This is a genomic window from Mesorhizobium sp. B2-3-14, assembly GCF_006442175.1.
Lineage (GTDB): Bacteria > Pseudomonadota > Alphaproteobacteria > Rhizobiales > Rhizobiaceae > Mesorhizobium > Mesorhizobium australicum.
The window spans coordinates 195,055-219,082 of sequence record NZ_VFVP01000008.1; the positions used below are offsets into that span (position 1 = coordinate 195,055).

The window sequence follows — 24,028 nt, forward strand, 5'->3', positions numbered from 1 at the left end:
GATGGCTCGCTTGCTCGGAGCCACCAAACGGGTTGTGCTGATGATCGGTATCGTGATGGCTACCGCAGCCGCCCAAGCCGCCTGCCCGATCGAACTCGCCGTCTATGGGGATAGCCAGAGCGGCAGCGAGATCGATTTTACCCCGACCGGCACATCGGCTGTTGTCACCAACAGTTTCCGGCTGATCCTCGACAACAATGTGGTGCTGAACGGCATCGTCATGTGGACCGCGGATGTTGCGCGGCCGAACGGCGCGCTAATGTATAAGTGCCCGGAAGGCGACGTGACCGGCGAGGAGCTCGCCGCCTGCACGCTGTGGAACGGCGTCATCTATACGTCCGACGACAAGGGCACTGTCGGGCTTTTGCCGGCCGAGGCCGTCGAGGCGCCGAAAACGCTGATCCTGCCCGATCTCGGGCCGGTGCTTAGGCAATCCCGAGCGTATGGCGGCGGAGGATTTTCGAAAGTGCCGTCGGATGTGTTCGCGATGAAAGGATGCCAGGAATGAGCGCGGCGCAAAAAGTGCTGCTGGTCACCGGCGGCAGCCGCGGCATCGGCGCCGCCATCTGCCGGCTGGGGTTGGAGGCGGGCTATCGCGTCGCGGTCAATTACGCCTCCAACAAGGCCGCCGCCGATGCGCTGGTCGCCGAAATCAAGGACGGCGGCGGCGAAGCCGTTGCCGTCAGGGGCGATGTCGGCAAGGAAACCGATATCGTGGCCATGTTCGGCGCCGTCGACCGCGCCTTTGGCCGGCTCGACGCCTTCGTCAACAATGCCGGCATCGTCGACGTCAAGGCGCGCGTCGACGAGATGGATGTCGCGCGGCTGGAACGCATGATGCGCATCAATGTCGTCGGCTCGTTCCTGTGCGCCCGCGAGGCGGTGAAGCGCATGTCGACGCGGCATGGCGGGTCGGGCGGTGCGATCGTCAACATCTCGTCGGCGGCGGCGACGCTGGGCTCGCCGGGCGAATATGTCGACTATGCCGCCTCCAAGGGCGCCATCGACACCTTCACCATCGGGCTTGCCCGCGAGGTGGCGCTGGAAGGCATCCGTGTCAATGCGGTGCGGCCGGGCATCATCGACACCGACATCCACGCCTCCGGAGGCCAGCCGGACCGGATAGAACGGTTCCGCGATCTGCTGCCGATGAAAAGGGCGGGCACGGCGGATGAAGTCGCCGGTGCGGTCCTCTATCTTTTATCCGATGCCGCGTCCTATACGACGGGCGCGATCCTGAATGTCAGCGGCGGCCGCTGAACCCCAAGCAAAAGGGAAACAAACATGGCTTATGACGTGGTTATCATCGGCTCGGGACCCGGCGGCTATGTCTGCGCCATCAAGGCGGCACAGCTTGGGCTGAAGGTCGCGGTGGTCGAGAAGAACGCGACCTTCGGCGGCACCTGCCTCAACATCGGCTGCATCCCGTCCAAGGCGCTGCTTTATGCCTCGGAAATGTTCGCCGAGGCCGGCCATTCCTTCGACACGCTCGGCGTCGAAATTCCGGCACCCAGGCTGAACCTGAAGAAAATGATGGCGCACAAGGACGCGACGGTGTCGTCCAACGTCAATGGCGTCGCCTTCCTGTTCAAGAAGAACAAGATCGATGCCTTCCGCGGCACCGGCAAGGTGGTTGCCGCAGGCAAGGTCTCGGTGACCGGCGAGGATGGCAAGGTCGACGAGATCGAGACCAAGAACATCGTCATCGCCACCGGGTCCGACGTCGCCGGCATTCCCGGCGTCAAGGTCGACTTCGACGAAAAGATCATCGTGTCCTCGACCGGCGCGCTGTCGCTGGAGAAGGTGCCTGGCCATTTGGTGGTGGTGGGCGGCGGTGTCATCGGCCTCGAACTTGGCTCGGTCTGGGCACGGCTTGGCGCTAAGGTCACTGTGGTCGAGTTCCTCGACACCATTTTGGGCGGCATGGACGGCGAGGTGTCGAAACAGTTCCAGCGGCTGCTCTCCAAGCAGCGCTTCGAATTCAAGCTCGGCGCCAAGGTGACCGGCGTCGCCAAGGCCAAGAAGGGCGCGACCGTGACCTTCGAGCCGGTCAAGGGGGGTGCAGCCGAAACCATCGAGGCCGATGCCGTGCTGATCTCGACGGGACGCCGCGCCTTTTCGGACAGCCTCGGGCTGAAGGAGGCCGGCGCCGAGGTCGACGAGCGCGGCCGGGTCAAGACCGACGGGCATCTCAGGACCAATGTTCCCGGGATCTACGCCATCGGCGACGTCATCGCAGGGCCGATGCTCGCCCACAAGGCCGAGGACGAGGGCGTGGCGGTGGCCGAGACCATCGCCGGCCAGGCCGGCCATGTGAACTATGACGTCATTCCGAGCGTCGTCTACACCAGTCCGGAGATCGCGTCGGTCGGCAGGACCGAGGAAGAGCTGAAGAAAGCCGGCATCGACTACAAGGTCGGCAAATTCCCCTTCACCGCCAACGGCCGCGCGCGCGCCATGCTGCATACCGACGGTTTCGTGAAGATCCTGGCCGACAAGCAGAGCGACCGCGTGCTCGGCGTCCATATCGTCGGCTTCGGCGCCGGCGAGATGATCCATGAGGCGGCGGTACTGATGGAGTTCGGCGGCTCGTCGGAAGATCTGGCCCGCACCTGCCACGCCCATCCGACGATGTCGGAAGCGGTGAAGGAAGCGGCGCTGGCCACCTTCTTCAAGCCGATCCACATCTAAGGGTGCCCAACGCTTCGTCGTCCTATGGCGGAGCAAGGAGCGAAGCGACGCGGCGTAGACCGGCCGAGGTCGCGGCATGGATCCTCGGGTCAAGCCCGAGGATGACGAACGGGCGGAGTGGCTTGGCGCCAAGGCCCCCAACGGTCATCACCCAAAACAAAACGGCCCGCCTTTCAGCAGGCCGTTGGTCTTTGATATCGAGCCCCTTACTGGGCCGGCGCTGGTGCCGGGGCGGGCGCTGGTGCGGGAGCCGGCGCTGGCGCTGGCGCTGGCGCTGGTGCAGGAGCCGGGGCGGGTGCAGGAGCTGGTTCGGCTGGCTTGGCCGGTTCGGCGGGCTTCATCGGTTCAGCCGGTGCGGGCGCCGGAGCCGGTGTGCTGGCCGCTGGCGGCTCGGCGGGTGCCGGGTGCTCGCCACCACTTCTTCCGAAAACATAATACGCGACAATCGCCAGGATAACGACGACCAGTGCAATCAGCCAGGGGCTGCCGCCACCGCCGCTCGGCCGAGGGGCATTGGTGGTCGAATTGTACGGGTCGTTTGGGTTTGGTGTGTTCGCCATAAATGTGTCCTCCGGGAAAATGAAAAAGGTCAATCAACATCCATCAACGCGCAACCGTTGAATGGGTTTCACGCTAGCGGAGGAAAACGCCGGAAACGCGGCGTTTGCGTGCCTCCGCTGCCATCCGACTCAATTGACGGCGGTGACAGTATAGCCGGCTTTGCGGAAATCCTCGACCAGTCCCTCTGGACCGGGAAGGTGCAGCGCGCCGACCGCCATGAAGGCGTTGCCCTTGGCCAGGATCGGTCCTGCATGATCGACCATCACCTTGTTGCGGCTGGTGATCATGGTTTCCTCGAAGGCGGCGTAGCCCGCGGGGTCGTCCTGCTCCTCGGGCATGGCGGCGCGGAACAGCGGCCAGAACATCCCGGTGTCGCCACGCTGGTAGAGCACGATCATGGTTTCGTTAATGTCGTTGACCTTGTCGCCCAGCTTCAGCGTGTCGACCAGACCCTTCATGTGAAACGCGAGCGGCAGCGAGGCCATGGCGCGCAGCTGGCTCTCGGCCGTTTCCAATCCTTCCACCGGCTTGCCGGCCGCCTTGGCGCTCTCGGCCAGCTTGACGTCGAGCACCGGCGCGCCGCCGGACTGGCGGGCGAGTTCGCAAGCCGGAAGCGCCATCATGGCCGACAGCATCCATGGCTTCATCTTTGCGACCGTCGCCGGCGGAATGCCGCGCGCATCGAGCGCGGCGTTCATGGCCGCCGCTTCGTCCGGCGACAGCAGTGACGAAAGCGTCGTGGAGTCGGTGAACATCATCAGGTCCGGCTCCTTCAGCATCGCCGTCATCATCTTCTGCTTGTCGAGCACGTCGGTGGTCTCGATAATGAGCGTGCCGGCTGCATCGAAGGCCTTCTGTGCATAGGCCGGCAGCGTGGTGACGCGCGGATCGGTCATGTGCATGGTGCCGAACAGGTAGGATGGCTGTTCGCCCGGTTTTTCCAGCTTCCACAGCAGTCCCTTGCCGTTCAGCGTGGCAGCCGCCTCGGCCTCGATTTTGCCGTAGGTGGCGGGATTGTTCTTCTGCAAGGCCGACAGCATGTCGGCGCCGGTACAGGTCGGGATTTCCGCGTGCGCCCTGCCGGCGGCGAACAGCAGGACAGCAAGGAAGGACAGGAAAAACAGCACGTTGAGCGCGACAAGCAGTTTCAGCGAGACGGAAGCCGCACGGTCGGCGATGGCAATGACACGTTTCATGGTCCCATTCCTAGGACTGAAAAGCGGCAAAACCGTTAATCGGGGTTATGAAATTGTCCTAACCGCCCATTCTTCGTCATCCACGGGCGGAGCAAGGAGCATAGCGACGCGGCGCAGACCCGAGGATCCATGCCGCGACTTCAGAGCACCGCCCACGGTGCAGAATTCAGCTCCGCTGCATTCCACGGCTGATGTCACGGCATGGATCCCAGGGTCTCCGCGACGGAGCTTCGCTCCTGCTTCGCCCTAGGATGACGAAGTTGGGAAGGCTTCGGCCAATCGCGAATGTTTATAATGGGCCACCGATACTGCATGGCTTTACCGACGTTCATGCCCTGGGATGGGCCGATTCGTAGATTTCGAGCAGCCTTGCGGTGTCGACGCCGGTGTAGATCTGCGTCGTCGACAGGCTGGCGTGGCCCAGGAGTTCCTGGATGGTGCGCAGATCGCCGCCTCGGCCGAGCAGATGGGTGGCGAAGGAATGGCGCAAGGCATGTGGCGTCGCCGTGTCCGGCAGGTTGAGCGCCGAACGCAGCTTCGCCATGTCACGCTGGATGATGGCCGGGTTGAGCGGGCCGCCGCGCGCGCCGCGAAACAGCAGACCCTTCGGATCGAGGTGATAGGGGCAGAGCCGGCGGTATTCGGCGATCGCCCTGAGCGCCACCGGCAACACCGGCACCAGCCGTGTCTTGCCGCCCTTGCCGGTGACGCGCAGCACGGTGTCGGCTTCCGACGCCAGATCGGCGGCGTTGAGGCCAAGCGCCTCGGAAATGCGCAGGCCCGAGCCGTAGAGCAGCGTCAGCACGGCGGCGTTGCGGGCGGCGATCCAGGGTTCTTCCGCCAGTTGACCCTCGACGGAGACCACGTGCCTGGCATCGCTCGCCGTCAGCGGCTTGGGCAGCGATTTGGGCTGGCGCGGCGCGCGCAAGGCCGCCGCACCTGCCGCATTGGCGAGGCCGCGCCGCTCGAGGAACCGCAGCAGCGAGCGGATGCCGGCCAAGCCACGGCCAAGCGTGCGGGCGCCGGCGCCGGCATTGCGGCGGGCGGCGAGGAAGCCGCGCAAATCGGCTGGGCGCAGGTCGGCGGTATCGGAAATGCCGGGCGGTCCGCCGAGATGGCCGGTGAGGAAGTGCAGGAACTGGCGCGAATCGCGCTCATAGGCTTCCACTGTCTCGGGTGACAGGCGACGTTCACGCGCGAGCATCTTCAGCCAGCTTTCGCGCGCGGCCTGGAGATCGGCTTTTGCCGGTATGAGGAATTCCTGCATCGGGTCTGTTCCGGTTCGCCGTCATTTTCCGGCAGCCGGGTTAGGAAGCGGTGAAGAGCCCGTTGTTGAAATGATGGCGAGGCAGCGCTAGAGCAGGGACAAAGGATTTTCGCCCATGAGCAAGCCGCAGAACCCCGTCCAGATGGCCGTAGTCGGCGCCGCGCACGGCATCAAGGGCGAACTCAGGGTAAAAACCTTCACCGGCGAGCCAATGGCGCTGGCGGATTATGGGCCGCTCTACGCCAGGGATGGACGAGCCTTTCAGATAACCGACATAAGGCCTGCCAACACCGTTGTCGTGGTGCGCTTCAAGGGTGTCAGCGACCGCAATGCGGCCGAGGCGCTCGCCGGCACGGAGCTGTTCGTCGACCGTTCGATGCTGCCCGATGATGGCGAGGAGGACGAATTCTACCATGCCGACCTGATCGGGCTGGAAATCCGGGATGATACCGGCGCCGCTATCGGCAAGGTCGTCGCGGTGCACAATTTCGGCGGCGGCGACATCCTCGATGTGACGCTCGCCGGACGCAAGGGCGTGCTGATCCCGTTCACGCAAGCCGCCGTGCCTGCCGTGTCGATCGCCGAGGGCTTTGTCCGCGTCGATCCGATGGCGGCTGGACTGGTCGAGGACGAGGACGAGGACGCGGACGCGGACGCGCCGCGCGAGGAGGATTTCGACCCGAAGGGCCGGCCGCGCGGACCGCGCGACGCCGGGGGCAACCGGTGAGTTTTGCCGCGTCGGTGCTGACGCTCTATCCCGAGATGTTTCCGGGCCCGCTTGGCCTGTCGCTGGCCGGGCGGGCGCTGGAGGCGGGCACATGGTCGCTGGATGCGATTCATATCCGCGACTTCGCCACCGACCGGCATCGCACCGTCGACGACACGCCGGCCGGCGGCGGCGCCGGCATGGTGATGCGCGCCGATGTCCTGGCGAAGGCGATCGACCATGCCTCGCCGGAGGGCGATTTGCGTCCGCGCCTCCTGATGAGCCCGCGCGGCAAACCGCTGACGCAGGCTCGCGTGCGCGAACTCGCCGCCGGGCCGGGTGCCGTCATCCTGTGCGGCCGCTTCGAAGGCGTCGACCAGCGGGTGATCGATGCACGGGGACTGGAGGAAGTCTCGATCGGCGATTTCATCCTGTCCGGCGGCGAGCCGGCGGCCCTAGTGCTGCTCGACGCCGTGGTGCGGCTGTTGCCCGGGGTGATGGGCAATGCGGTCTCCGGGGAAGAAGAGAGTTTCGAAAACGGCCTGCTCGAACATCCGCACTACACGCGACCGCAGGAATTCGAGGGCCGGGAGATTCCGGAAGTGCTGATCTCCGGCAATCACAAGAAGATCGCCGCCTGGCGCCGCGCGGAAGCCGAGAAGCTCACGCGGGAGCGGCGGCCGGACTTACTTGCCGCCTCTCAGACATAATGGTGCACCGTCACATGTCGACCACTTCAAGAGTTTTAAACTTAAAACTTATGTGATCCAACTCCGAACCAAAGTCGCCTCTTCCAAGATTAAGTTTGATATTTGCCAAAATATATCCTTCATTAATATTCGCTGACATGGAATCTATTCTCACTCCTTCCAAGTCAGTAACATTAATTAAATATCCAGTCACGCATCCAAATATCAATCTGCAAGGTCGCTTCACATATCCGTATCTTCCTTCGTAATTCCAATTCATATCTGGAGTAACCAGCTCTGCGGTTTGAATATCAAAATCGATATTTATCCGATCTAAATTAACATCGTGGAATGAAAAAGAATTTATGAAATTCTCTGGGTTTTCGATTTTCTCCGTCGCCATTACGATACCCTATCTATTTCCGAGTCAGACTCTCAGCCCTTGGTGAAATAGTAGAAGGCCAGAAACAGGCCGACGGCGATGACGAAGCCGCGCACCACGTTCTGCGGTACGCGCTTGGCGATCCAGACGCCTGCATAGCCGCCGAGCGCGCCGCCGGGGATCATGACGATGGCCTCCGGCCAGGCGACGACGCCGCCCGAGACGAAGACGACGATGGCGACGGCCGCGATGACCACGGCCAGCATGTTCTTCAGCGCGTTCAGCCGGTGGTAGTCGCCGGCCTGGGTCAGGCCGAGGGTGGCCAGCATCATCACGCCCATGCCGGCGCCGAAGAAGCCGCCATAGATGGCGGTGACGAATTGCGCCAGCGAACCGGCGAGTGAGCCGACAGCCGCTTCGTGTCCGGGTTTCGGCGCCGGCTTCAGCCAGGGCCCGGCGGCAAACAGTGCCGTCGCGCCCAAAAGCAGCCACGGCACCAGGACGCGAAAGGACGGATTGTCGAGCGCCAGCAGGATCAGGGCGCCGGCTAGCGCGCCGACGGCCGAGATCAGGCAGAGCAGCAGCGCGCCGCGCCAGAAGTGCCTGATGTCGGCCCAGTAAGCGAGGGTCGAGGTGATGTAGCCGGGGAACTGCGTCACCGAGGAGGTGGCGTTGGCCACGATCGGGGGGACGCCGACCAGTGTCATGGCGCCGAAGGTGATGAAGGTGCCGCCGCCGGCGACCGCATTGGCGGCGCCTGACAGAAAGCCCGCCAGGAAGAGCAGGATGGCGTCGAAAACAGACATGGATGGCCGCCGTGAAGAAGTGTGCTATTCTGGCTTAGGAAGCTTGGTGGACAGACGCAACCCGGCACGGCAGGATTAAGATGGTGCCATGCCGGGAGCCATGCCGGCAAAAAATGCATCGGCAAGGCGTGACAAAGCGCCGAAATAGCTGTATGTGCCCGCCCGTACCGGCAAGAACAAATCTGCCGGACCCGTCAACAATGACGGTGTAGTCGCCCCTGCCCGATGTCTGGAGACAAATGTCTTGGAGACAAAGGACATAGCCGAGCGGTCAATGGAACTGCAAGGCGAGCGTAGGGCGCTCTGACTGTCGGAAGAACAAGAAGTGGATTTTTAGATGGATCTCATCCGTCAGCTCGAGGCCGAACAGGCCGCCAAGATCGAAGCCAAGCGCAAGCTTCCCGAATTCCAGCCCGGCGACACCGTGCGCGTCCAGGTCCGCGTGACCGAAGGCACCCGCACCCGCGTCCAGGCTTATGAGGGCGTCGTCATCGCCCGCGCCGGTTCCGGCTTCCAGGAAAATTTCACCGTCCGCAAGATCTCCTACGGCGAAGGCGTCGAGCGCGTGTTCCCCGTCTACTCGCCGATGGTCGAAGGCGTCGAGATCGTGCGCCGCGGCAAGGTGCGTCGCGCCAAGCTCTATTACCTGCGCGATCGTCGCGGCAAGTCGGCCCGTATTTCGGAAAACACCGGCGTGCGCGCCCGCAAGCTCAATGATGAGGAGCGCGACGCGCTGAACGCCGAGAAGGCGCGCATCGAGGCCGAGAAGGTCGCAGCCGCCCAGGCGCTGGCCGCCGAGACGGCCGCCAAGGAAGCCGCCGAGAAGAAGGCAGCCGCCGAGGCTGAAGCAGCAGCCAAGGCTGCCGCCGAAGCGACCCCGGCCGAATAAGAGTTCGACGAAGGAATTTGAAAAAGGCGGCTTCGGCCGCCTTTTTTCGTTTCACCGAACTGTGAACGGGTTCAGCCTCGGAGATCGGGATCGGCAATTGACGTCCAATCATATTGTGTACTAACTAATCGTGCACAATCTAATTGGAGAATGGAAGATGGCACTCTACACCACACAGGCCTACGTGACGGGCGGTCGCGCCGGCCATGGCGAAACCAGCGATGGCCTGCTCAAGGTCGATCTGGCAATGCCCAAGGAGCTCGGCGGACCAGGTGGCGCGACCAATCCCGAACAGCTTTTCGCCATCGGCTATGCCGCCTGCTTCGAAAGCGCGATCCGCTTCGTGGCGCGCAAGCAGAAGCTGCCGCTCGAAGATGCAGCGGTAGCGGCCACCGTCAGCCTGCTCCCCAATGGCGAAGGCTTCAAGCTCGGCGTCGCGTTGGCAGCGGAGACGAAAGGCCTTGATCAGGCGGCGGCGGAAGCGCTTGTATCGGCGGCGCATCAGATTTGCCCCTATTCGAATGCCATCAGGGGCAATGTCGAGGTGGCGCTTTCGGTAAAGGTGGCATGACGACAAAAGTCGAAACGAAAGCCAGAGAAGCCCCGGCGGAGGCCGCCGGGGCGTACCCGGTGCCACGGCTCGATCAACAGCTCTGTTTCGCGCTCTATTCGGCGAGCGGATTGATGACCAAGCTCTACCGGCCGTTGCTCGATCCGCTCGGCCTGACCTATCCGCAATATCTGGTGATGCTGGCGCTGTGGGAACGCGCGCCGAGCACGGTGGGCGACCTTGGCGAAGCGCTCGGCCTGGATTCAGCGACGCTGACGCCGCTGCTCAAGCGAATGGAAGCGGGCGGCCTCGTCACCCGCCGACGCGATGCTGACGACGAGCGCCGGGTGCTGGTCGAGCCGACGGCCAAGGGCCAGGCGCTGCGCGCGAACATGAAGGATGTGCAGGCGGCGCTCGATTGCGGCATGCCGCTGGAGCGGGCTGAGCTCAAAACCCTTCACGGCACGCTCACCCGCCTTGTCGCGGGATTGCGCGAAGCCGCGACCGAGCAAGATTGATCGAGGCAAGGACTGTCCTCAAAAACCGCCTCCCGGACGCACTGGAATCCACGTTAACGCGCAAGGTCGCGGTGGACCCGTCTTGCAAGGCGCTTGCGGAAAGCTAAAGTCGGCGCCGGATTTCTCTGCCGCGCAAGCATCGCGCGGCCAATCATTTCGGGGAGTGTGTCATGACCAAATCGAAATTGCTGCTGGCCGGCCTGTTGGCCCTGGTCCTGGCGCCCGTTGCCGCCTTCGCGCAGGCGCTGCCCGATCTCGGCGGCAGACAAGTGGTGGTGGTGACTGAAAACGCCTATCCGCCGCTGCAGTTCATCGATGCCAAGACGGGAAAACAGATCGGCTGGGAATATGACGCGATGAACGAGATCGCCAAGCGGCTCAATTTCAAGGTCGAATACCAGAACACATCCTGGGATGCGATGATCCAGGCGGTCTCCGACAACCAGTACAACATCGGCATGACCGGCATCACCATCAAGGACGACCGCAAGCAGAAGGTGGATTTCTCCGACCCCTATATGCGCTCGGAACAGTTCATGCTGGTGCGCGGCGATGAAAGCCGCTTCACCGACGCCAAGACCTTCGGCGCCTTCAAGGACGGACTGATCGGCGCACAGGCCGGCACCACGCCTTTCTACACCGCCGTCTACAGTGTGCTCGACGGCAATGAGCAGAACCCGCGCATCAAACTGTTCGAGACGTTTGGCGCCACCGTCCAGGCACTGAAGTCCGGCGACGTCGATGTCGTGCTGACCGACGGCACCGCCGGCAAGGGTTATGTCGATGCTTCGGATGGCAAGCTGAAGCTGATCGGTGGCCCGCTCGGCAGCGAGGATTTCGGCTTCATCTTCCCCAAGGGCTCCGACCTCGTGAAGCCGGTCAACGCGGCGATCGCAGCGCTGAAGGCGGATGGCACCTTCGATGCGCTGAACAAGAAGTGGTTCCTTGATTACAAGATGGGGCAGTGAGCCAATCTTGTTGAGGGCCCGGTCTGATGGGCAGGGATTTGCGTTGAGTCTGCGTCCCTCTCGCAGTTCTTGCGTCGCCGATCCCTGCTAATGGCAGCCCCCAGCATTTCCAAACCCGACTTCCCCTGGTGGCTCGCCGTTGCCGGTGTCCTTGCGCTGGCGGCCGCCCTCGCCATCGCCGCCAGCGATCTCTATGCGCAGGTCTTCGCCACTGTCGCCAAGGGCATCGGCATCACCGTCTTCGTCACCGTGATCGCCTTTGTCCTGGCGTCGGTGATCGGCCTCGGCATCGCTTTGATGGGACTGTCGGGTTCGGCCTGGCTGCGGCAGATCGCGCGCTTCTATGTCGAGATCATTCGCGGCGTGCCGATCCTGGTGCTGCTGTTCTGGATAGCCTTTGCCGGCGCGCCGGCCTTCGTCGCGGCCTGGAACGCGCTGACCGCGCCATTGCAGAATGCCGGTATCCTCGGTGAATTGCTGGTGCGTGACGTGTCGTTGCTGTGGCGTGCCATCATGGCGCTGACCATCGGCTATTCGGCCTTCATCTCCGAGGTTTTTCGCGCCGGCATCCAGTCGGTCGAGAAAGGACAGATCGAGGCAGCGAAGGCCTTGGGGCTGAGCCGTGCGCAGCGCTTCCGGCTGGTCGTGTTCCCGCAGGCGATCCGCACCATCCTGCCGCCGCTCGGCAATGATTTCGTCGCCCTGGTCAAGGATTCCTCGCTGGTCTCGGTGCTCGGCGTCGCCGACATCACGCAGATGGGCAAAGTGTATGCCGCCGGCTCGTTCCGCTTCTTCGAGACCTATTCGATAACAGCCTATATCTATCTCATCCTCACCGTCGGCCTGTCGCTGGCGCTCAGGGCGCTGGAGCGGCGTTTGCGCCGCCAGCACGAGGAATAGTTTTTGGGCCGGGACAGCGTTACGCTCGGTGCTTGCCGGAGGAGGAGCTGCCAGTGAACATCGACAAGGCCAATGCGGCGCTGGATTCGGTCTACACGGCCGATACGCCCGAAACGCTGGCGCGGGCCTATGCCGCATGGGCCGCGACCTATGATGGCGAAACCGCCTCGCTCGGGTATCTCCTGCCGTTCCTGATCACCGCCTGGGTTACCCGCCACGTGCCTGCGGGAGAAGGGCCGCTGCTCGACGCCGGCTGCGGCACGGGCCTGTCGGGACCGTCGCTGAAGGCGCTCGGCTACAGCGACATTGCCGGACTCGACCTATCGGACGACATGCTCAAGATCGCCGGCAGCCGCAACGCCTACAGCGAGCTGAAGCAGGCAATGCTGGGCGGGCCGCTGCCATGGCCGGACGGGCATTTCCGCGCCTTCTTCTCCACCGGCGTGTTCACCATCAGCCACGCGCCGGCCACCGGCCTGCACGAACTGGTGCGCATCACGAAAAAGGGCGGCCACGCCATCTTCACGGTGCGCGACCAGGTGTTTGAGAGTGGCGGTTTTCAGGCTGTGTTCGATGAGTTGGAACAGGCAGCGAAATGGCGGGCGGTCGAGGCAAGCCCGTGGTTTCGCTGTTACGCCATCGCCGAGCCCGACGCGCTGGTGAAGACTTTTGTGTTCGAGGTGATGTAAGCCGAGGGAAGAGGTGCCGGCGACACGCCGCAATTGCCGAAAAGCCAAAACATTGCTATCTAGCCCGCCATGGAAAAGCTTTTCAGCGATCCGGCCTACAAGGGGTTCGTGCTGCAGGACAGAAAACGCCTGCCGTCGCGCTTTTCCGCGCGCGTGTCCGGCGCCCTGACCAGCCGACTTCGCTGATCCCTGCCGGCCGGCCGCGGGCTTGCGGCATCAGCTCCTTCCCATTCTCATATCGACGGATTTACGCACATGAGCGCACCGCGCACCCTCTACGACAAGATTTTCGACGACCATGTCGTCGACCGCCAGGACGACGGCACCTGCCTGCTCTACATTGACCGCCACCTCGTCCATGAGGTGACCAGTCCGCAGGCCTTCGAAGGCCTGCGCATGAGCGGCCGGAAAGTCCGTCACCCGGAAAAGACGCTGGCCGTGGTCGACCACAACGTCTCGACCTCGCCCGAGCGCAAGTTCGGCATCAAGAACGAGGAAAGCCGCATCCAGGTCGAAGCGCTGGCCAGGAACGCCAGGGATTTCGGCGTCGAATATTATTCCGAGAACGATATCCGCCAGGGCATCGTCCACATCATCGGCCCCGAGCAGGGCTTTACGCTGCCCGGCATGACCATCGTCTGCGGCGACAGCCACACTTCGACGCACGGTGCCTTCGGCGCGCTGGCGCATGGCATCGGCACGTCCGAGGTCGAGCATGTGCTGGCGACGCAAACGCTGATCCAGCGCAAGGCCAAGAACATGCTGGTGCGCGTCGACGGCCAGCTGCCGGAAGGGGTCACCGCCAAGGACATCATCCTTGCAATCATCGGCGAGATCGGCACCGCCGGCGGCACCGGCTATGTCATCGAATATGCCGGCGAGGCGATCCGTGCGCTGTCGATGGAAGGCCGCATGACGATCTGCAACATGTCGATCGAGGGCGGCGCGCGCGCCGGCCTGATCGCGGCCGACGAGACCACCTTCGCCTATGTCAAGGACAAGCCGCGCGCGCCGAAGGGCGCTGCCTGGGACGCGGCGCTCGAATACTGGAAGACGCTGCAGACCGACGAAGGCGCGCATTTCGACAAGGTGATCGTGCTCGACGCGGCCAAGCTGCCGCCGATCGTCTCCTGGGGCTCCTCGCCCGAGGATGTCGTCTCCGTGCAGGGCATCGTGCCGAACCCGGAAGACATCACCGACGAGAACAAGCGCACCTCCAAGCTGCGCGCGCTCGACTATATGGGCCTGACGCCGGGGACGAAGATCACCGACATCACCCTCGACCGCGTCTTCATCGGCTCCTGCACCAACGGCCGCATCGAGGATCTGCGCGCCGTCGCCAAGGTGGTCGAGGGCAAGACAGTCAGCCCGCATGTCGATGCCATGATCGTGCCGGGCTCCGGCCTGGTCAAGGAGCAGGCCGAAGCCGAGGGGCTGGACAAGATCTTCCGCGCCGCCGGGTTCGACTGGCGCGAGCCGGGCTGTTCGATGTGCCTGGCCATGAACGACGACCGGCTGAAGCCGCATGAGCGCTGCGCCTCGACCTCGAACCGCAATTTCGAAGGCCGCCAGGGCTTCAAGGGCCGCACCCACCTTGTGTCGCCGGCCATGGCGGCCGCCGCGGCGATTGCCGGCCACTTCGTCGACATTCGGGACTGGAAATAAGCCAGGCTGGAGTTGACCCGAGCCTTTGCAGGGCTTGGGTCAAGCCTTCCTGTCGCGCCGGATGAGTTCATGGAATTCCTCGCGGCGCCCAGGTTCGTCCGCCGCGACCACGAGCGCCAGCTGCTCTTCGTCGAAGAGCTTGAACCACTCGTCCCATTCGACAAGCTCATAGCCGCCGGCGTTGACGGGCCGTTCCGGCTGGTCCTGATCCTGATAGGCGTGCTGGCCGAAGACCAGCCTAAGCATGGGCTGCGTCCCAGCCTCTGGCGATATGTCGACGATCGCGGGAAAGCCGGCACGCCCGGCAGCCCATGAACGGATTGCATCGTGGTCGGTCAATGTGATCGTGTCGGCCATGGCCTGCTCCTGGATTGTGAATTCAGGAACGCTTCCGACAACACCGGGTTCCCGCAAACATACGGCGCCGACAGCCCAGGCTTAACGGCTTGTTTGGGCTTGCCCTCTAAGGTCTTCCGCGACGTCAACAGAGGGGAAGTCACAGTCCTTTGGACACCGGCCTGTTCATTGCGTTGCTCAACCCGACGATCGCGCTGGCGCTCGGCGCGGCCTTCCTCATGCTGTGGTTCCATCAGCGCCATCGCCCCTATCTGGCGGTGCTGGCGCTCAGCTACTGCGTCTCGGCGCCCGGCTTCCTGTTCCAATATTTCACCTTGCCCATCGGTGTGACGCTGACCAAGCTGGTGTCGAACATCTGCTTCACCATCGCCGCCTGCTGCCTGTCCGGCGCCATCATCGCCCGCTACGGCCGGAAGGTGCCCGGCGTCGGGATCGCCGTGCTGGCGGGCGGCGGCCTTGCGGCATTCGCGTGGTTCCTGTTCGTCACCCCGGATCTCACCTGGCGCATCCTGGCGATGAATTTCGGTTTCGGCGGCGTCAGCCTGCTCGTCGCCGCCGAACTGCGCCCGGTGCGCAACAACGGCCCGACGGAAAAGATCCTGTTCGTGCTGTCGCTGCTGTCCAGCGTCAATTTCTTCGTGCGCACCCTGGCGGTCGTCATCGCGCACGGGCCCTTCGCCGGTTATGACGGCTTCTACGGCTCGTCCTACTGGACGACGGCGCTGCTGTCGCACGCGCTGCTGTCGCTGCTGATCGCGCTTTGCCTCTTCACCGCCGCCGCGCTCGACGTGATGAAGGCGCTTAAGACGGAAACCCACACCGATCCGCTTTCGGGGCTGCTCAACCGCCGGGGTTTCGAGGAGCGCGCCGCCATGCTGCTGCAGCGTTGCGCCGTGGCCAAATTCCCGGTGGCGCTGGTGCTGGCGGACCTCGACCATTTCAAGGCGCTCAACGATATGCACGGGCATGCCGCCGGCGACCGCGTGATCGCGGATTTCGCCGGGAAGCTGCGCTCGGCCACGGGAGCGCGAGGTGCCGCGGGGCGCATCGGCGGCGAGGAATTCGCCGTGCTTTTGCCGCTGACCGATCTCGCCGCGGCGCGGCTCTTCGCCGAGGCGGTGCGCACACTCTATTCGGCTGGCGGCGTCGACGGGCTTCCCGCCGGCACCAAGGTCACCGCCAGCTTCGGCGTGGCGGCCCGCAGCGGCGACGAGACGCTGGAACCGTTGATGCGACGGGCGGACGAGGCGCTTTACAAGGCCAAGAAAAACGGTCGCGACAGCGTGCGCCTCTCCTACGAGCGACCGGAGACGGTGTTCGTGCCGGAGCCGCTCAGGGCCAGCTGACCGCCGCGTCCGCGCTTCGCGTTAACGTCTTTTTCGCCCGTCGATGTTTAGCTGTCGGCGGGGGTTTGAGGATAGATGAGCGGCGCCAACTTCATCCTGTTGATCAATCTGGCGGTTGCCGGCCTGCTGGCGGTATCCTTCATGGCTGTCTCGTTCCATGATGCCGGCCGCGCGCCGGCGCGCTGGATGGCGTCAGCTTATGTCCTGGGCGTGGTCTATTCGGCGATCGAATTCAGCATTCCGGCCTTCAACGATGCGCGGCTTCCTGTGGTTACGGCCTTTGCCGTTTTCCTCGGCGCCACCATTGCCTTCAACGGCGGACTTGCCCGCAAATATGGCGTGGCGCCGCCATGGACGCCGATGCTGTTCTTCCTGGCCGCAACCACCCTCGCGGTCTATTTCGTGCAGGATCTGCCGCGCCAGTCGCTCACCCGCATCATGGCCTACCAGCTTCCCTACGCCGCCATGCAGGTCGTTGGCCTTGGCATCGTCTGGACGTCTAGGCAAAGCCGCGGTCGCCTCGATCTGATCTTGATGGCGGTGCTGGCGGCCAGCGGCCTGCAGTTTGCCTCAAAGCCGTTCATCGCGCATGCGCTCGGCGGCTGGGGCGCCAATCCGCAGGCCTATCTGCAAAGCAGCTACGCGCTGGTGTCGCAATCGCTGGGCACTGTCTTTGCCCTGGCACTGGCGCTGCTGACGCTGGGCATTCTCGTTCGCGATGTGCTTGCCGAAGTGACGTCGAAGTCGGAGGTGGACACGCTGTCGGGCCTGCTCAACCGTGGCGGCTTCACGCGTCATGCGGAGCTGGCCGTACACGACGCCACGCGCCTGGGCGTGCCGGTGGCGATGGTCATTGCCGATCTCGATCATTTCAAGTCCGTCAACGACAGCTTCGGCCATGCCTCCGGCGACCGGGTGATCGAGGCCTTTGCCGGCCTGCTGCGAGAAGCGGCCGAGGGCCATCACGTGGTTGGCCGCATCGGTGGCGAGGAGTTCGCCGTTATCCTGACAGGCGCCAACCTTGCAGCCGCCCGGCTGTTCGCGGAAGGCACCCGCCACGCGTTCGGCGCATTGCCCATCAGCGGGTTGCCGGCCGACAGCCGCTGCACGTCGAGCTTCGGGATTGCCGAGCTCCACGTGAGCGAGGGGTTTTCCGACCTGATGCGGCGCGCGGATGAAGCGCTCTACCTGGCAAAGAATGCCGGGCGCGACTGCGTGCGTGTCTCCACCGGGCCAGCCGATGGGCTGGCCGTGTTCAAAATCGGTCAGGCCCGCATCAACGGCAGGGGCTGAGCTCCGGCATTTCGCCGTCGGACAGGCCGTACATATAGGAGCGGCCCTTGACGAACACCGGCGGGCGGTAGCAGTCGCCTTCGCCCGATATGTCGTCGGATTCGTTCTGGTAGATCACCTTGGGCTGGCCGGCGCTGGTGTAGTCGGACAATTGCCTGGCCAGCTTGCCTTCGCCGACGATGATGCGCTTGTAGCCGGCTGCGCTGTCGATGACGAGATTGCCGAGCGAATCGGCGTAGACGCGGTCATGATGGCGCAAACCGGCCTCGGCCGGCGCGGCCACCGTGACGGCAAGCGCTGCCAGCGTGAGGGCCGCGAGGCTTGTCCGCACTGATTTGGCCCGCGCTGATTTAGAATCCACTGATTTAGCCCGCACTGATCTAGAACGCATGTCGCTCTCCCTTTGTCGGCGCGAGAGAGATCGCGCCCCGATCTGATCCGAATCGGAAATTAACCCTTTCTTAACCTTTGTTAAGGGGAGGAGCGGCCCGACGGCCGTTTCTTAATGAACATGGTTAATTTCGCGGTCGCCGCCGATGTCCCAACGGGACGACATGGCCGCTCGAATCCGGGGTGAACTTGATCTTGGCGCGCCGCGTGGCTAGCGTGCCCAGCCATGAGGGGGCAGCACATGATGTTTGACCGAACGCTTCGGATGTCGTTCGCTATTCCGCTGCTTCTCGCGGCCGGCGCCTGTGTGCCGGAGGATGGCGCGCCCAAGGCCGCCAACACAGCGACACCCGTGGTGGCGCCTGCTGCTCCCGTCCAGCAACAGTCCGCGCGCCCGGCGACCAAGATCACCACCGACCTCACCGCCCCGCGCTTCACCACGGGCACGGCCACCTACAGATGCGGCAATGGCGGCATGATCACCATTCAGAATCTCGGCACGTCGCTGCGCGTGGTCGGCCAGGAAGGCGCCACCGAGGAGTTCGCGGCGTCACCGGCAAACCAGAGCAGCCGCTACCAGGGGGTCACGCATGACGCAATCGTGATCGACGGACGCGAGGCGCTGGTGATGAAGAAGGGATCGACGCCGCAGACCTGCACCCGGTGAGCCAAATCTCGACACGGCCGCGCCCCTGGCGAGACATGCTGCACTGCAGCGATATCAAGCCGGCTTCGGCCGTTCGCCCGCTAATCGATTGAAGCCGCATCCGGGCTTTTAGTCAGACTAAATTACGTTTTCGAAACGGTTTTCTGGCTTTGACGCGGTGCAAAAAGAGCATTAGAAACCGGCTGTCCGAAGTCGCAACCGGAAGCGGCATTGCCGCATTTCCACCTGAGGCGGCAGACGCCGAACTGGGGCAGCCATGAGCAAATCACCAGCCACCCAAGCCAGACGCGAAAGGCCGCTGTCGCCGCACCTGAGCGTGTACCGGCCGCCGATCACCATGACGATGTCGATTATCCATCGCATCACCGGGGGCGCGCTTTACTTCGGCACGCTGCTGGTTGCCGTCTGGCTGATGGCGGCGGCATCCTCGCAGCCGGCTTTCGATTGGGTGAACTGGGCCTTCGGCACCTGGCTCGGGCGGCTGATCCTGTTCGGCTATACCTGGGCGCTGATGCATCACATGCTGGGCGGTGTCCGCCATCTGATCTGGGACACCGGGGCCGGGCTGGAAAAACACACGGCCTCGAAGATCGCCTGGGCGACGCTTGCCGGCTCGGTTCTGCTCACGCTGCTGATCTGGGTCGCCGGCACCATGGCGCGGGGAGCCTTGTGATGAGTGCGAAGAACACCGACATGCGTACCCCGCTGGCCAGGGTGCGCGGCCTGGGCTCTGCCCGCGAAGGCACCGGGCATTTCTGGCGCCAGCGATTGACGGCGATCGCCAACATCCCGCTGATCCTGTTTTTCACCGGGTTCCTGATCGCGCTCAACGGCGCCGGCTATGCACAGGTGCGGGCAGCGCTCGCCAACCCGTTCGTGGCGCTGGTGATGGCCCTGGTACTGATCTCGCCGCTCTATCATATGCGGATCGGCATGCAGGTGATCATCGAGGACTATGTGCATGGCGAAGGCATGAAGCTGACGCTGATCGCCCTCAACACATTCTTCACCATAGCAGTCGGCGTCGCTTCGCTGTTCGCCCTGCTGAAACTGGCATTCGGAGGCTGAAGTCTTGGCCCAGGACAGGAAATCAGCCAACGCGGCAGGCTACACCTTTGTCGATCACAAGTTCGACGTGGTCGTCGTCGGCGCCGGCGGCGCCGGGCTGCGCGCCACGCTTGGCATGGCCGAACAGGGCCTGCGCACCGCCTGCATCACCAAGGTGTTCCCGACCCGCTCGCACACGGTTGCCGCACAAGGCGGCATCGCCGCGTCGCTGTCCAACATGGGCCCGGATTCCTGGCAGTGGCACATGTACGACACCGTCAAGGGCTCGGACTGGCTGGGCGATGTCGACGCCATGGAATATCTGGTGCGCGAAGCCCCGTCCGCCGTTTACGAACTCGAACATTACGGGGTGCCGTTCTCGCGCACCGAAGAGGGCAAGATCTACCAGCGGCCGTTCGGCGGCCATATGATGAACTATGGCGACGGGCCGCCTGTGCAGCGCACCTGTGCGGCCGCCGACCGCACCGGCCACGCCATCCTGCACACGCTCTACGGCCAGTCGCTGAAGAACAACGCGCAGTTCTTCATCGAGTATTTCGCGCTCGATCTGATCATGGAACCGGACGGAACCTGCACCGGCGTCGTGGCGTGGAATCTGGACGACGGCACCATCCACCGCTTCTCGGCCAAGATGGTGGTGCTGGCGACCGGCGGCTATGGGCGCGCCTATTTTTCGGCGACCTCGGCGCACACCTGCACCGGCGACGGTGGCGGCATGGCGGCGCGGGCGGGGTTCCCGTTGCAGGACATGGAGTTCGTGCAGTTTCACCCGACCGGAATCTATGGCGCCGGCTGCCTGATTACCGAGGGCGCGCGCGGCGAGGGCGGCTATCTCGTCAACTCCGAGGGCGAACGCTTCATGGAGCGCTACGCACCGTCGGCCAAGGACCTCGCCTCGCGCGATGTCGTCTCGCGCTGCATGACGCTGGAAATTCGCGAGGGCCGCGGCGTCGGCAAGGCCAAGGACCACATCTTCCTGCACCTCGATCATCTCGATCCGGCGGTCTTGCACGAAAGGCTTCCAGGCATTTCGGAGTCGGCGAAAATCTTCGCCGGCGTCGACCTGACCAAGGAGCCGATCCCGGTGCTGCCGACGGTGCACTACAATATGGGCGGCGTGCCGACCAATTATTGGGGCGAGGTGCTCAATCCAACCGCGGACAACCCCGACCGGGTCTCGCCCGGCCTGATGGCGGTCGGCGAGGCCGGTTGCGCTTCCGTGCACGGCGCCAACCGGCTTGGCTCGAACTCGCTGATCGACCTTGTGGTGTTCGGCCGCGCCGCGGCGATCCGCGCCGGCCAGGTCATCGACCGCAAGGCGGCGATCCCGTCGCCCAACCAGGCTTCGGTCGACAAGATCATGGATCGCTTCGACCGGCTCCGCCACGCCAACGGCTCGACGCCGACGGCTGTCCTTCGTGAAAAGATGCAGAAGGCGATGCAGGAAGACGCCGCCGTGTTCCGCACGCAGGAATCGCTCGAAAACGGCTGCAAGCGTATTTCGGAAATCTGGACCGAACTCAAGGATGTCAAAGTCTTCGACCGCTCGATGATCTGGAACTCGGACCTGGTCGAGACTCTGGAACTGGAAAACCTGATGGCCAATGCCATCACCACCGTCTACGGCGCCGAGGCGCGCAAGGAGAGCCGTGGCGCGCATGCTCGGGAAGATTTTTCCGCCCGCGACGACGCCAACTGGCGCAAGCATACGCTCGCCCATCTCAGCGAGGACGGCGCGGTGACGCTGACCTATAGGCCGGTGCACACCGAGCCGCTTTTGGCCGAAAAGGACGGCGGCATCAGTCTGGCCAAGATAGCGCCGAAGGCCAGGGTGTACTGAGGATGGCGACGGCGGCGGGATATTCCGGTACGTCCCTTCCGGCCAAGCTCGGCCTGAAGGATGGGATGATGGCTGCCTTCATCGCCCTGCCGCCGGAACTCACGGACCTCGCCGAGGCCGTCGATTTCGCCGAGGTCGACCGGCTGGCCGAATGGTCCGACATTTCGGGCGCGGTGCTGAAATACGACGCGGTCCACGCCTTCACCAGACAACGCGCCGAGATCGAGGATCGCCTCGGCGCACTCGAGGCGGCGATCAAGCGCGACGGCATGGTCTGGGTCTCCTGGCCAAAGAAGGCCTCGAAAGTGGCCACCGATGTCACCGAGGGCGTTGTCCGTGCTGAAGCGCTCAAGCTCGACCTTGTCGACGTCAAGGTCGCCGCCGTGAACGAAATTTGGTCCGGGCTGAAGCTCGTCATCCGAAAGGACCTGAGGTAATGGTCGAACTCACGCTCCCAAAGAACTCGAAGGTCCAGCAGGGCAAGACCTGGCCGAAGCCGGAGGGTGCCACCAATCTCAGGGAATACCGCATCTATCGCTGGTCGCCGGACGACGACGAGAACCCGCGCATGGACACCTACTTCGTCGATATGGACGATTGCGGGCCGATGGTGCTCGACGCGCTGCTGTGGATCAAGAACAAGATCGACCCGACACTGACCTTGCGCCGCTCCTGCCGCGAAGGCATTTGCGGTTCCTGCGCCATGAACATCGACGGCTCGAACACGCTCGCCTGCACCAAGGGCTGCGACGACATATCGGGCGCGATCAAGATCTATCCGCTTCCGCATATGCCCGTGATCAAGGACCTGGTGCCCGATCTTACCAATTTCTACGCCCAGCACGCCTCCATCGAGCCATGGCTGAAGACGGTGTCGCCAACGCCGGCCAAGGAATGGCTGCAGAGCCACGAGGACCGCGAAAAGCTCGACGGGCTTTACGAGTGCATATTGTGCGCCTGCTGCTCGACCTCGTGCCCGAGCTACTGGTGGAACGGCGACCGCTATCTCGGCCCGGCGACGCTGCTGCAGGCCTATCGCTGGCTGATCGACAGCCGCGACGAGGCCAAGGGGGAACGGCTCGACAATCTCGAAGACCCGTTCCGGCTCTATCGCTGCCACACCATCATGAACTGCGCGCAGACCTGCCCGAAGGGGCTCAATCCCGCGAAGGCGATCGCCGAGATCAAGAAGATGATGGTGGAGCGGCGCGTCTGACGGCGATCGTTTTTCTTCTTTGTGCGCCTTCGGCGACACGGCTGCCGAGATCAGCAAGATAATGGTGGAGAGACGGGTTTAGGTTCGGCAGCACGGAGGGGTGCTGTCCCGCCAAACTCGAAAGGATAACCAATCCAATGAGCGAAGACCTTCCCATCCTCTCTCCCGCCGAAGCCCGCGTGCTTGGCTGCTTGATCGAGAAGAAGGAGCTGACGCCGGACGTCTATCCGCTGACGCTCAACGCGGCACTTGCCGCGGCCAACCAGAAGACGGCGCGCGAGCCTGTCATGACGCTGGAACAGACGGAGGTGCACAGGGCGTTGAAGCTGCTGGAGCAGAAAGGACTGGTCCGGCAGATGTTCGGTTCGCGCGTCGAGCGCTACGAGCATCAGATGGCGCAGCGTTTCTCGCTGACCACGCCGCAGACCGCGTTGCTCGGTCTGCTCTTGCTGCGCGGACCGCAGACGGCACACGAACTCCTGGCGCGAGCTGAGCGCATGGCGCGGTTTTCATCGATCGAAGACCTTCGCGGCGAACTCGACATGCTGATCGGCCGCCGGCCGCCATTGGTCCAGGAAATCCCACGCGGGCCGGGCCAGCGCGAGGACCGCTACGTGCATCTGCTCGCCGGTCCAGTGGATGTTGCCGCCCTCTCGGCTCAGCGCAGTGCGCCGGCCGCGCCTGCCTCCCATCTGGAAGCGAGGTTGGAGGCGCTGGAGCAGGAAGTCGCGGCCCTTCGCGCCCGGCTTGATGCGCTGGGGGGTTGAGGCCACCAATCCGAGACGTCGGCGGGACGGCGCCCCCCTCTGTTCTGCCGGGCATCTCCCCACGAGGGGAACATTGGATGCTGCGACCGCTTTCGCCAATCTCCGATGCAGAAACGCCGGCCCTGGAGCCGGCGTTTGTCGCTTCAGGCCAAGCCCTTCAGCCAAGCCTGGCGTCGAGCGAAACCTTGATCGCGCCGAGCGCCTGAGAGACCGGGCATTCGGCCTTGGCCTTCTCGGCCAATTCCTTGAACTTCGCCGCATCGATGCCGGGCACCTTGCCGACCAGGGTGATGGCGCTGCCGGTGATGCCGGTGCCGGGAACCAGCGTGACCACGGCCTTGGCGTCGAGTTCTTGCGCCGGCGTGCCGTTTTCGGCGAGGAAATGCGAGAGCTGCATGGCGTAGCAGCCGGCATGGGCGGCCGCGATCAGTTCTTCCGGATTGGTGCCGGATTTGCCGCTTTCGTCCTCGAAGCGCGCCTTGAACGAATAGGGCGTACCCTTCAGGGTCCCGCTCTGCGTGTCGAGCGTGCCCTTGCCCTCTTTCAAATTGCCTTTCCAGACGGCGTTTGCGGTGCGGTCCATGAAGTCCTCCTGGGTTGTCGTGAA

Annotated in this window: 29 protein-coding genes; 22 read left to right on the top strand and 7 right to left on the bottom strand. The window is 63.9% G+C overall.

The window, feature by feature from the left end; all coding sequences use genetic code 11:
• Positions 1-40: 40 nt before the first annotated feature.
• The 4 genes from FJ950_RS21075 to FJ950_RS29565 all read left to right on the top strand — a co-directional run bounded on the left by FJ950_RS21075 (position 41) and on the right by FJ950_RS29565 (position 3,148).
• A complete protein-coding gene (locus FJ950_RS21075; RefSeq protein WP_181171366.1) occupies positions 41-508 on the top strand; it encodes a hypothetical protein in 468 nt (155 codons plus the stop codon).
• Positions 505-1,260, top strand: coding sequence for an SDR family oxidoreductase (locus FJ950_RS21080; protein WP_015315017.1), 756 nt, complete (start codon positions 505-507; stop codon positions 1,258-1,260). Before FJ950_RS21075 ends, FJ950_RS21080 begins: the two co-directional genes overlap by 4 nt.
• A 24-nt stretch (positions 1,261-1,284) precedes the next feature.
• A complete protein-coding gene (lpdA, locus tag FJ950_RS21085) occupies positions 1,285-2,691 on the top strand; it encodes a dihydrolipoyl dehydrogenase (RefSeq protein ID WP_140618319.1) in 1,407 nt (468 codons plus the stop codon).
• A 76-nt stretch (positions 2,692-2,767) separates the two neighbouring features.
• The gene (locus FJ950_RS29565) at positions 2,768-3,148 is read left to right on the top strand and encodes a hypothetical protein (protein WP_181171358.1); all 381 of its coding nucleotides are present in this window, start codon (positions 2,768-2,770) and stop codon (positions 3,146-3,148) included.
• Between the two features lie 232 nt (positions 3,149-3,380).
• Here FJ950_RS29565 and FJ950_RS21095 read toward each other — a convergent pair whose 3' ends face one another.
• On the bottom strand, positions 3,381-4,448 hold the full coding sequence (locus tag FJ950_RS21095) for a TraB/GumN family protein (RefSeq protein WP_140618323.1): 1,068 nt from the start codon (positions 4,446-4,448) through the stop codon (positions 3,381-3,383).
• Between the two features lie 328 nt (positions 4,449-4,776).
• Positions 4,777-5,715 carry a tyrosine recombinase XerC gene (locus FJ950_RS21100; protein ID WP_140618325.1) on the bottom strand — a complete coding sequence of 313 codons (939 nt, stop codon included), beginning with the start codon at positions 5,713-5,715 and terminating at the stop codon, positions 4,777-4,779.
• A 115-nt stretch (positions 5,716-5,830) separates the two neighbouring features.
• On the opposite strand from FJ950_RS21100, the gene rimM reads away from it, so the two are divergent.
• Positions 5,831-6,442 (top strand): ribosome maturation factor RimM, encoded by a 612-nt coding sequence (gene rimM / locus FJ950_RS21105; RefSeq protein ID WP_140618327.1) that lies wholly within the window; start codon positions 5,831-5,833, stop codon positions 6,440-6,442.
• Entirely contained in the window at positions 6,439-7,131 is a 693-nt protein-coding gene (gene trmD, locus FJ950_RS21110) for a tRNA (guanosine(37)-N1)-methyltransferase TrmD (protein WP_140618328.1), read from the top strand. The genes rimM and trmD overlap by 4 nt, the downstream gene beginning before the upstream one ends.
• A gap of 10 nt (positions 7,132-7,141) precedes the next feature.
• Here the strand turns inward: trmD and FJ950_RS21115 are convergent, their stop codons facing one another.
• Together FJ950_RS21115 and FJ950_RS21120 are read right to left on the bottom strand one after the other, a co-directional pair.
• Positions 7,142-7,513 (bottom strand): hypothetical protein, encoded by a 372-nt coding sequence (locus FJ950_RS21115; RefSeq protein ID WP_140618330.1) that lies wholly within the window; start codon positions 7,511-7,513, stop codon positions 7,142-7,144.
• 32 nt (positions 7,514-7,545) lie between these two features.
• Positions 7,546-8,298, bottom strand: coding sequence for a sulfite exporter TauE/SafE family protein (locus FJ950_RS21120; protein ID WP_140618332.1), 753 nt, complete (start codon positions 8,296-8,298; stop codon positions 7,546-7,548).
• 337 nt (positions 8,299-8,635) lie between these two features.
• Between FJ950_RS21120 and rplS the strand changes: the two genes are divergently transcribed.
• From rplS to leuC, 7 genes are all read left to right on the top strand, one after another.
• Entirely contained in the window at positions 8,636-9,187 is a 552-nt protein-coding gene (gene rplS, locus FJ950_RS21130; protein WP_013892267.1) for a 50S ribosomal protein L19, read from the top strand.
• 157 nt (positions 9,188-9,344) lie between these two features.
• Positions 9,345-9,758, top strand: a complete 414-nt coding sequence (locus tag FJ950_RS21135) for an organic hydroperoxide resistance protein (RefSeq protein ID WP_140618333.1) — start codon at positions 9,345-9,347, stop codon at positions 9,756-9,758.
• The gene (locus FJ950_RS21140; protein ID WP_140618335.1) at positions 9,755-10,255 is read left to right on the top strand and encodes a MarR family winged helix-turn-helix transcriptional regulator; all 501 of its coding nucleotides are present in this window, start codon (positions 9,755-9,757) and stop codon (positions 10,253-10,255) included. The genes FJ950_RS21135 and FJ950_RS21140 overlap by 4 nt, the downstream gene beginning before the upstream one ends.
• 170 nt (positions 10,256-10,425) lie before the next feature.
• Complete coding sequence (locus FJ950_RS21145; RefSeq protein ID WP_140618336.1) at positions 10,426-11,223, top strand: basic amino acid ABC transporter substrate-binding protein; 798 nt, start codon at positions 10,426-10,428, stop codon at positions 11,221-11,223.
• 90 nt (positions 11,224-11,313) lie between these two features.
• Positions 11,314-12,123 carry an amino acid ABC transporter permease gene (locus tag FJ950_RS21150; protein ID WP_140618338.1) on the top strand — a complete coding sequence of 270 codons (810 nt, stop codon included), beginning with the start codon at positions 11,314-11,316 and terminating at the stop codon, positions 12,121-12,123.
• Between the two features lie 53 nt (positions 12,124-12,176).
• Positions 12,177-12,812, top strand: coding sequence for a class I SAM-dependent methyltransferase (locus FJ950_RS21155; protein WP_140618340.1), 636 nt, complete (start codon positions 12,177-12,179; stop codon positions 12,810-12,812).
• A gap of 255 nt (positions 12,813-13,067) precedes the next feature.
• Positions 13,068-14,477, top strand: a complete 1,410-nt coding sequence (gene leuC, locus FJ950_RS21165; protein ID WP_140618342.1) for a 3-isopropylmalate dehydratase large subunit — start codon at positions 13,068-13,070, stop codon at positions 14,475-14,477.
• Between the two features lie 39 nt (positions 14,478-14,516).
• Here leuC and FJ950_RS21170 read toward each other — a convergent pair whose 3' ends face one another.
• Entirely contained in the window at positions 14,517-14,834 is a 318-nt protein-coding gene (locus FJ950_RS21170; protein ID WP_015315031.1) for a hypothetical protein, read from the bottom strand.
• A gap of 149 nt (positions 14,835-14,983) precedes the next feature.
• Between FJ950_RS21170 and FJ950_RS21175 the strand changes: the two genes are divergently transcribed.
• Both FJ950_RS21175 and FJ950_RS21180 read left to right on the top strand, forming a co-directional pair.
• The gene (locus FJ950_RS21175) at positions 14,984-16,180 is read left to right on the top strand and encodes a GGDEF domain-containing protein (RefSeq protein ID WP_140618344.1); all 1,197 of its coding nucleotides are present in this window, start codon (positions 14,984-14,986) and stop codon (positions 16,178-16,180) included.
• Between the two features lie 75 nt (positions 16,181-16,255).
• Complete coding sequence (locus FJ950_RS21180; RefSeq protein WP_140618345.1) at positions 16,256-17,473, top strand: GGDEF domain-containing protein; 1,218 nt, start codon at positions 16,256-16,258, stop codon at positions 17,471-17,473.
• On the opposite strand, the gene FJ950_RS21185 is transcribed toward FJ950_RS21180, so the two are convergent.
• Positions 17,457-17,864 carry a hypothetical protein gene (locus FJ950_RS21185; protein WP_140618347.1) on the bottom strand — a complete coding sequence of 136 codons (408 nt, stop codon included), beginning with the start codon at positions 17,862-17,864 and terminating at the stop codon, positions 17,457-17,459. The genes FJ950_RS21180 and FJ950_RS21185 overlap by 17 nt on opposite strands.
• A 240-nt stretch (positions 17,865-18,104) precedes the next feature.
• Here FJ950_RS21185 and FJ950_RS21195 point away from each other — a divergent pair, with 240 nt between their 5' ends.
• The 7 genes from FJ950_RS21195 to FJ950_RS21225 all read left to right on the top strand — a co-directional run bounded on the left by FJ950_RS21195 (position 18,105) and on the right by FJ950_RS21225 (position 23,421).
• A complete protein-coding gene (locus tag FJ950_RS21195; RefSeq protein WP_181171360.1) occupies positions 18,105-18,530 on the top strand; it encodes a hypothetical protein in 426 nt (141 codons plus the stop codon).
• Positions 18,531-18,786: 256 nt separating this feature from the next.
• Positions 18,787-19,203: a succinate dehydrogenase, cytochrome b556 subunit gene (gene sdhC, locus FJ950_RS21200; RefSeq protein WP_140618350.1), complete on the top strand. Its 417-nt coding sequence runs from the start codon at positions 18,787-18,789 to the stop codon at positions 19,201-19,203.
• On the top strand, positions 19,203-19,598 hold the full coding sequence (gene sdhD, locus FJ950_RS21205) for a succinate dehydrogenase, hydrophobic membrane anchor protein (protein ID WP_015315037.1): 396 nt from the start codon (positions 19,203-19,205) through the stop codon (positions 19,596-19,598). The genes sdhC and sdhD overlap by 1 nt, the downstream gene beginning before the upstream one ends.
• A 4-nt stretch (positions 19,599-19,602) precedes the next feature.
• Positions 19,603-21,438, top strand: a complete 1,836-nt coding sequence (gene sdhA / locus FJ950_RS21210) for a succinate dehydrogenase flavoprotein subunit (protein WP_140618352.1) — start codon at positions 19,603-19,605, stop codon at positions 21,436-21,438.
• Positions 21,439-21,440: 2 nt separating this feature from the next.
• A complete protein-coding gene (locus FJ950_RS21215; RefSeq protein ID WP_140618354.1) occupies positions 21,441-21,875 on the top strand; it encodes a DUF3052 domain-containing protein in 435 nt (144 codons plus the stop codon).
• Positions 21,875-22,654 carry a succinate dehydrogenase iron-sulfur subunit gene (locus FJ950_RS21220; protein WP_140618356.1) on the top strand — a complete coding sequence of 260 codons (780 nt, stop codon included), beginning with the start codon at positions 21,875-21,877 and terminating at the stop codon, positions 22,652-22,654. The genes FJ950_RS21215 and FJ950_RS21220 overlap by 1 nt, the downstream gene beginning before the upstream one ends.
• A 137-nt stretch (positions 22,655-22,791) precedes the next feature.
• Complete coding sequence (locus tag FJ950_RS21225; protein WP_140618358.1) at positions 22,792-23,421, top strand: DUF480 domain-containing protein; 630 nt, start codon at positions 22,792-22,794, stop codon at positions 23,419-23,421.
• A 157-nt stretch (positions 23,422-23,578) separates the two neighbouring features.
• Here the strand turns inward: FJ950_RS21225 and FJ950_RS21230 are convergent, their stop codons facing one another.
• Positions 23,579-24,004, bottom strand: coding sequence for an OsmC family protein (locus FJ950_RS21230; protein WP_023771884.1), 426 nt, complete (start codon positions 24,002-24,004; stop codon positions 23,579-23,581).
• Positions 24,005-24,028: the final 24 nt, after the last annotated feature.

Bases quoted from the DNA above. Each gene is read 5' to 3' on its own strand.
- FJ950_RS21075 (WP_181171366.1), top strand. From the start codon at position 41: ATGATCGGTATCGTGATGGCTACCGCAGCCGCCCAAGCCGCCTGCCCG.
- FJ950_RS21080 (WP_015315017.1), top strand. From the start codon at position 505: ATGAGCGCGGCGCAAAAAGTGCTGCTGGTCACCGGCGGCAGCCGCGGC.
- lpdA (WP_140618319.1), top strand. From the start codon at position 1,285: ATGGCTTATGACGTGGTTATCATCGGCTCGGGACCCGGCGGCTATGTC.
- FJ950_RS29565 (WP_181171358.1), top strand. From the start codon at position 2,768: ATGGATCCTCGGGTCAAGCCCGAGGATGACGAACGGGCGGAGTGGCTT.
- FJ950_RS21095 (WP_140618323.1), bottom strand. From the start codon at position 4,448: ATGAAACGTGTCATTGCCATCGCCGACCGTGCGGCTTCCGTCTCGCTG.
- FJ950_RS21100 (WP_140618325.1), bottom strand. From the start codon at position 5,715: ATGCAGGAATTCCTCATACCGGCAAAAGCCGATCTCCAGGCCGCGCGC.
- rimM (WP_140618327.1), top strand. From the start codon at position 5,831: ATGAGCAAGCCGCAGAACCCCGTCCAGATGGCCGTAGTCGGCGCCGCG.
- FJ950_RS21115 (WP_140618330.1), bottom strand. From the start codon at position 7,513: ATGGCGACGGAGAAAATCGAAAACCCAGAGAATTTCATAAATTCTTTT.
- FJ950_RS21120 (WP_140618332.1), bottom strand. From the start codon at position 8,298: ATGTCTGTTTTCGACGCCATCCTGCTCTTCCTGGCGGGCTTTCTGTCA.
- rplS (WP_013892267.1), top strand. From the start codon at position 8,636: ATGGATCTCATCCGTCAGCTCGAGGCCGAACAGGCCGCCAAGATCGAA.
- FJ950_RS21135 (WP_140618333.1), top strand. From the start codon at position 9,345: ATGGCACTCTACACCACACAGGCCTACGTGACGGGCGGTCGCGCCGGC.
- FJ950_RS21140 (WP_140618335.1), top strand. From the start codon at position 9,755: ATGACGACAAAAGTCGAAACGAAAGCCAGAGAAGCCCCGGCGGAGGCC.
- FJ950_RS21145 (WP_140618336.1), top strand. From the start codon at position 10,426: ATGACCAAATCGAAATTGCTGCTGGCCGGCCTGTTGGCCCTGGTCCTG.
- FJ950_RS21150 (WP_140618338.1), top strand. From the start codon at position 11,314: ATGGCAGCCCCCAGCATTTCCAAACCCGACTTCCCCTGGTGGCTCGCC.
- leuC (WP_140618342.1), top strand. From the start codon at position 13,068: ATGAGCGCACCGCGCACCCTCTACGACAAGATTTTCGACGACCATGTC.
- FJ950_RS21170 (WP_015315031.1), bottom strand. From the start codon at position 14,834: ATGGCCGACACGATCACATTGACCGACCACGATGCAATCCGTTCATGG.
- FJ950_RS21180 (WP_140618345.1), top strand. From the start codon at position 16,256: ATGAGCGGCGCCAACTTCATCCTGTTGATCAATCTGGCGGTTGCCGGC.
- FJ950_RS21185 (WP_140618347.1), bottom strand. From the start codon at position 17,864: ATGCGTTCTAGATCAGTGCGGGCTAAATCAGTGGATTCTAAATCAGCG.
- FJ950_RS21195 (WP_181171360.1), top strand. From the start codon at position 18,105: ATGATGTTTGACCGAACGCTTCGGATGTCGTTCGCTATTCCGCTGCTT.
- sdhC (WP_140618350.1), top strand. From the start codon at position 18,787: ATGAGCAAATCACCAGCCACCCAAGCCAGACGCGAAAGGCCGCTGTCG.
- sdhD (WP_015315037.1), top strand. From the start codon at position 19,203: ATGAGTGCGAAGAACACCGACATGCGTACCCCGCTGGCCAGGGTGCGC.
- FJ950_RS21215 (WP_140618354.1), top strand. From the start codon at position 21,441: ATGGCGACGGCGGCGGGATATTCCGGTACGTCCCTTCCGGCCAAGCTC.
- FJ950_RS21220 (WP_140618356.1), top strand. From the start codon at position 21,875: ATGGTCGAACTCACGCTCCCAAAGAACTCGAAGGTCCAGCAGGGCAAG.
- FJ950_RS21225 (WP_140618358.1), top strand. From the start codon at position 22,792: ATGAGCGAAGACCTTCCCATCCTCTCTCCCGCCGAAGCCCGCGTGCTT.
- FJ950_RS21230 (WP_023771884.1), bottom strand. From the start codon at position 24,004: ATGGACCGCACCGCAAACGCCGTCTGGAAAGGCAATTTGAAAGAGGGC.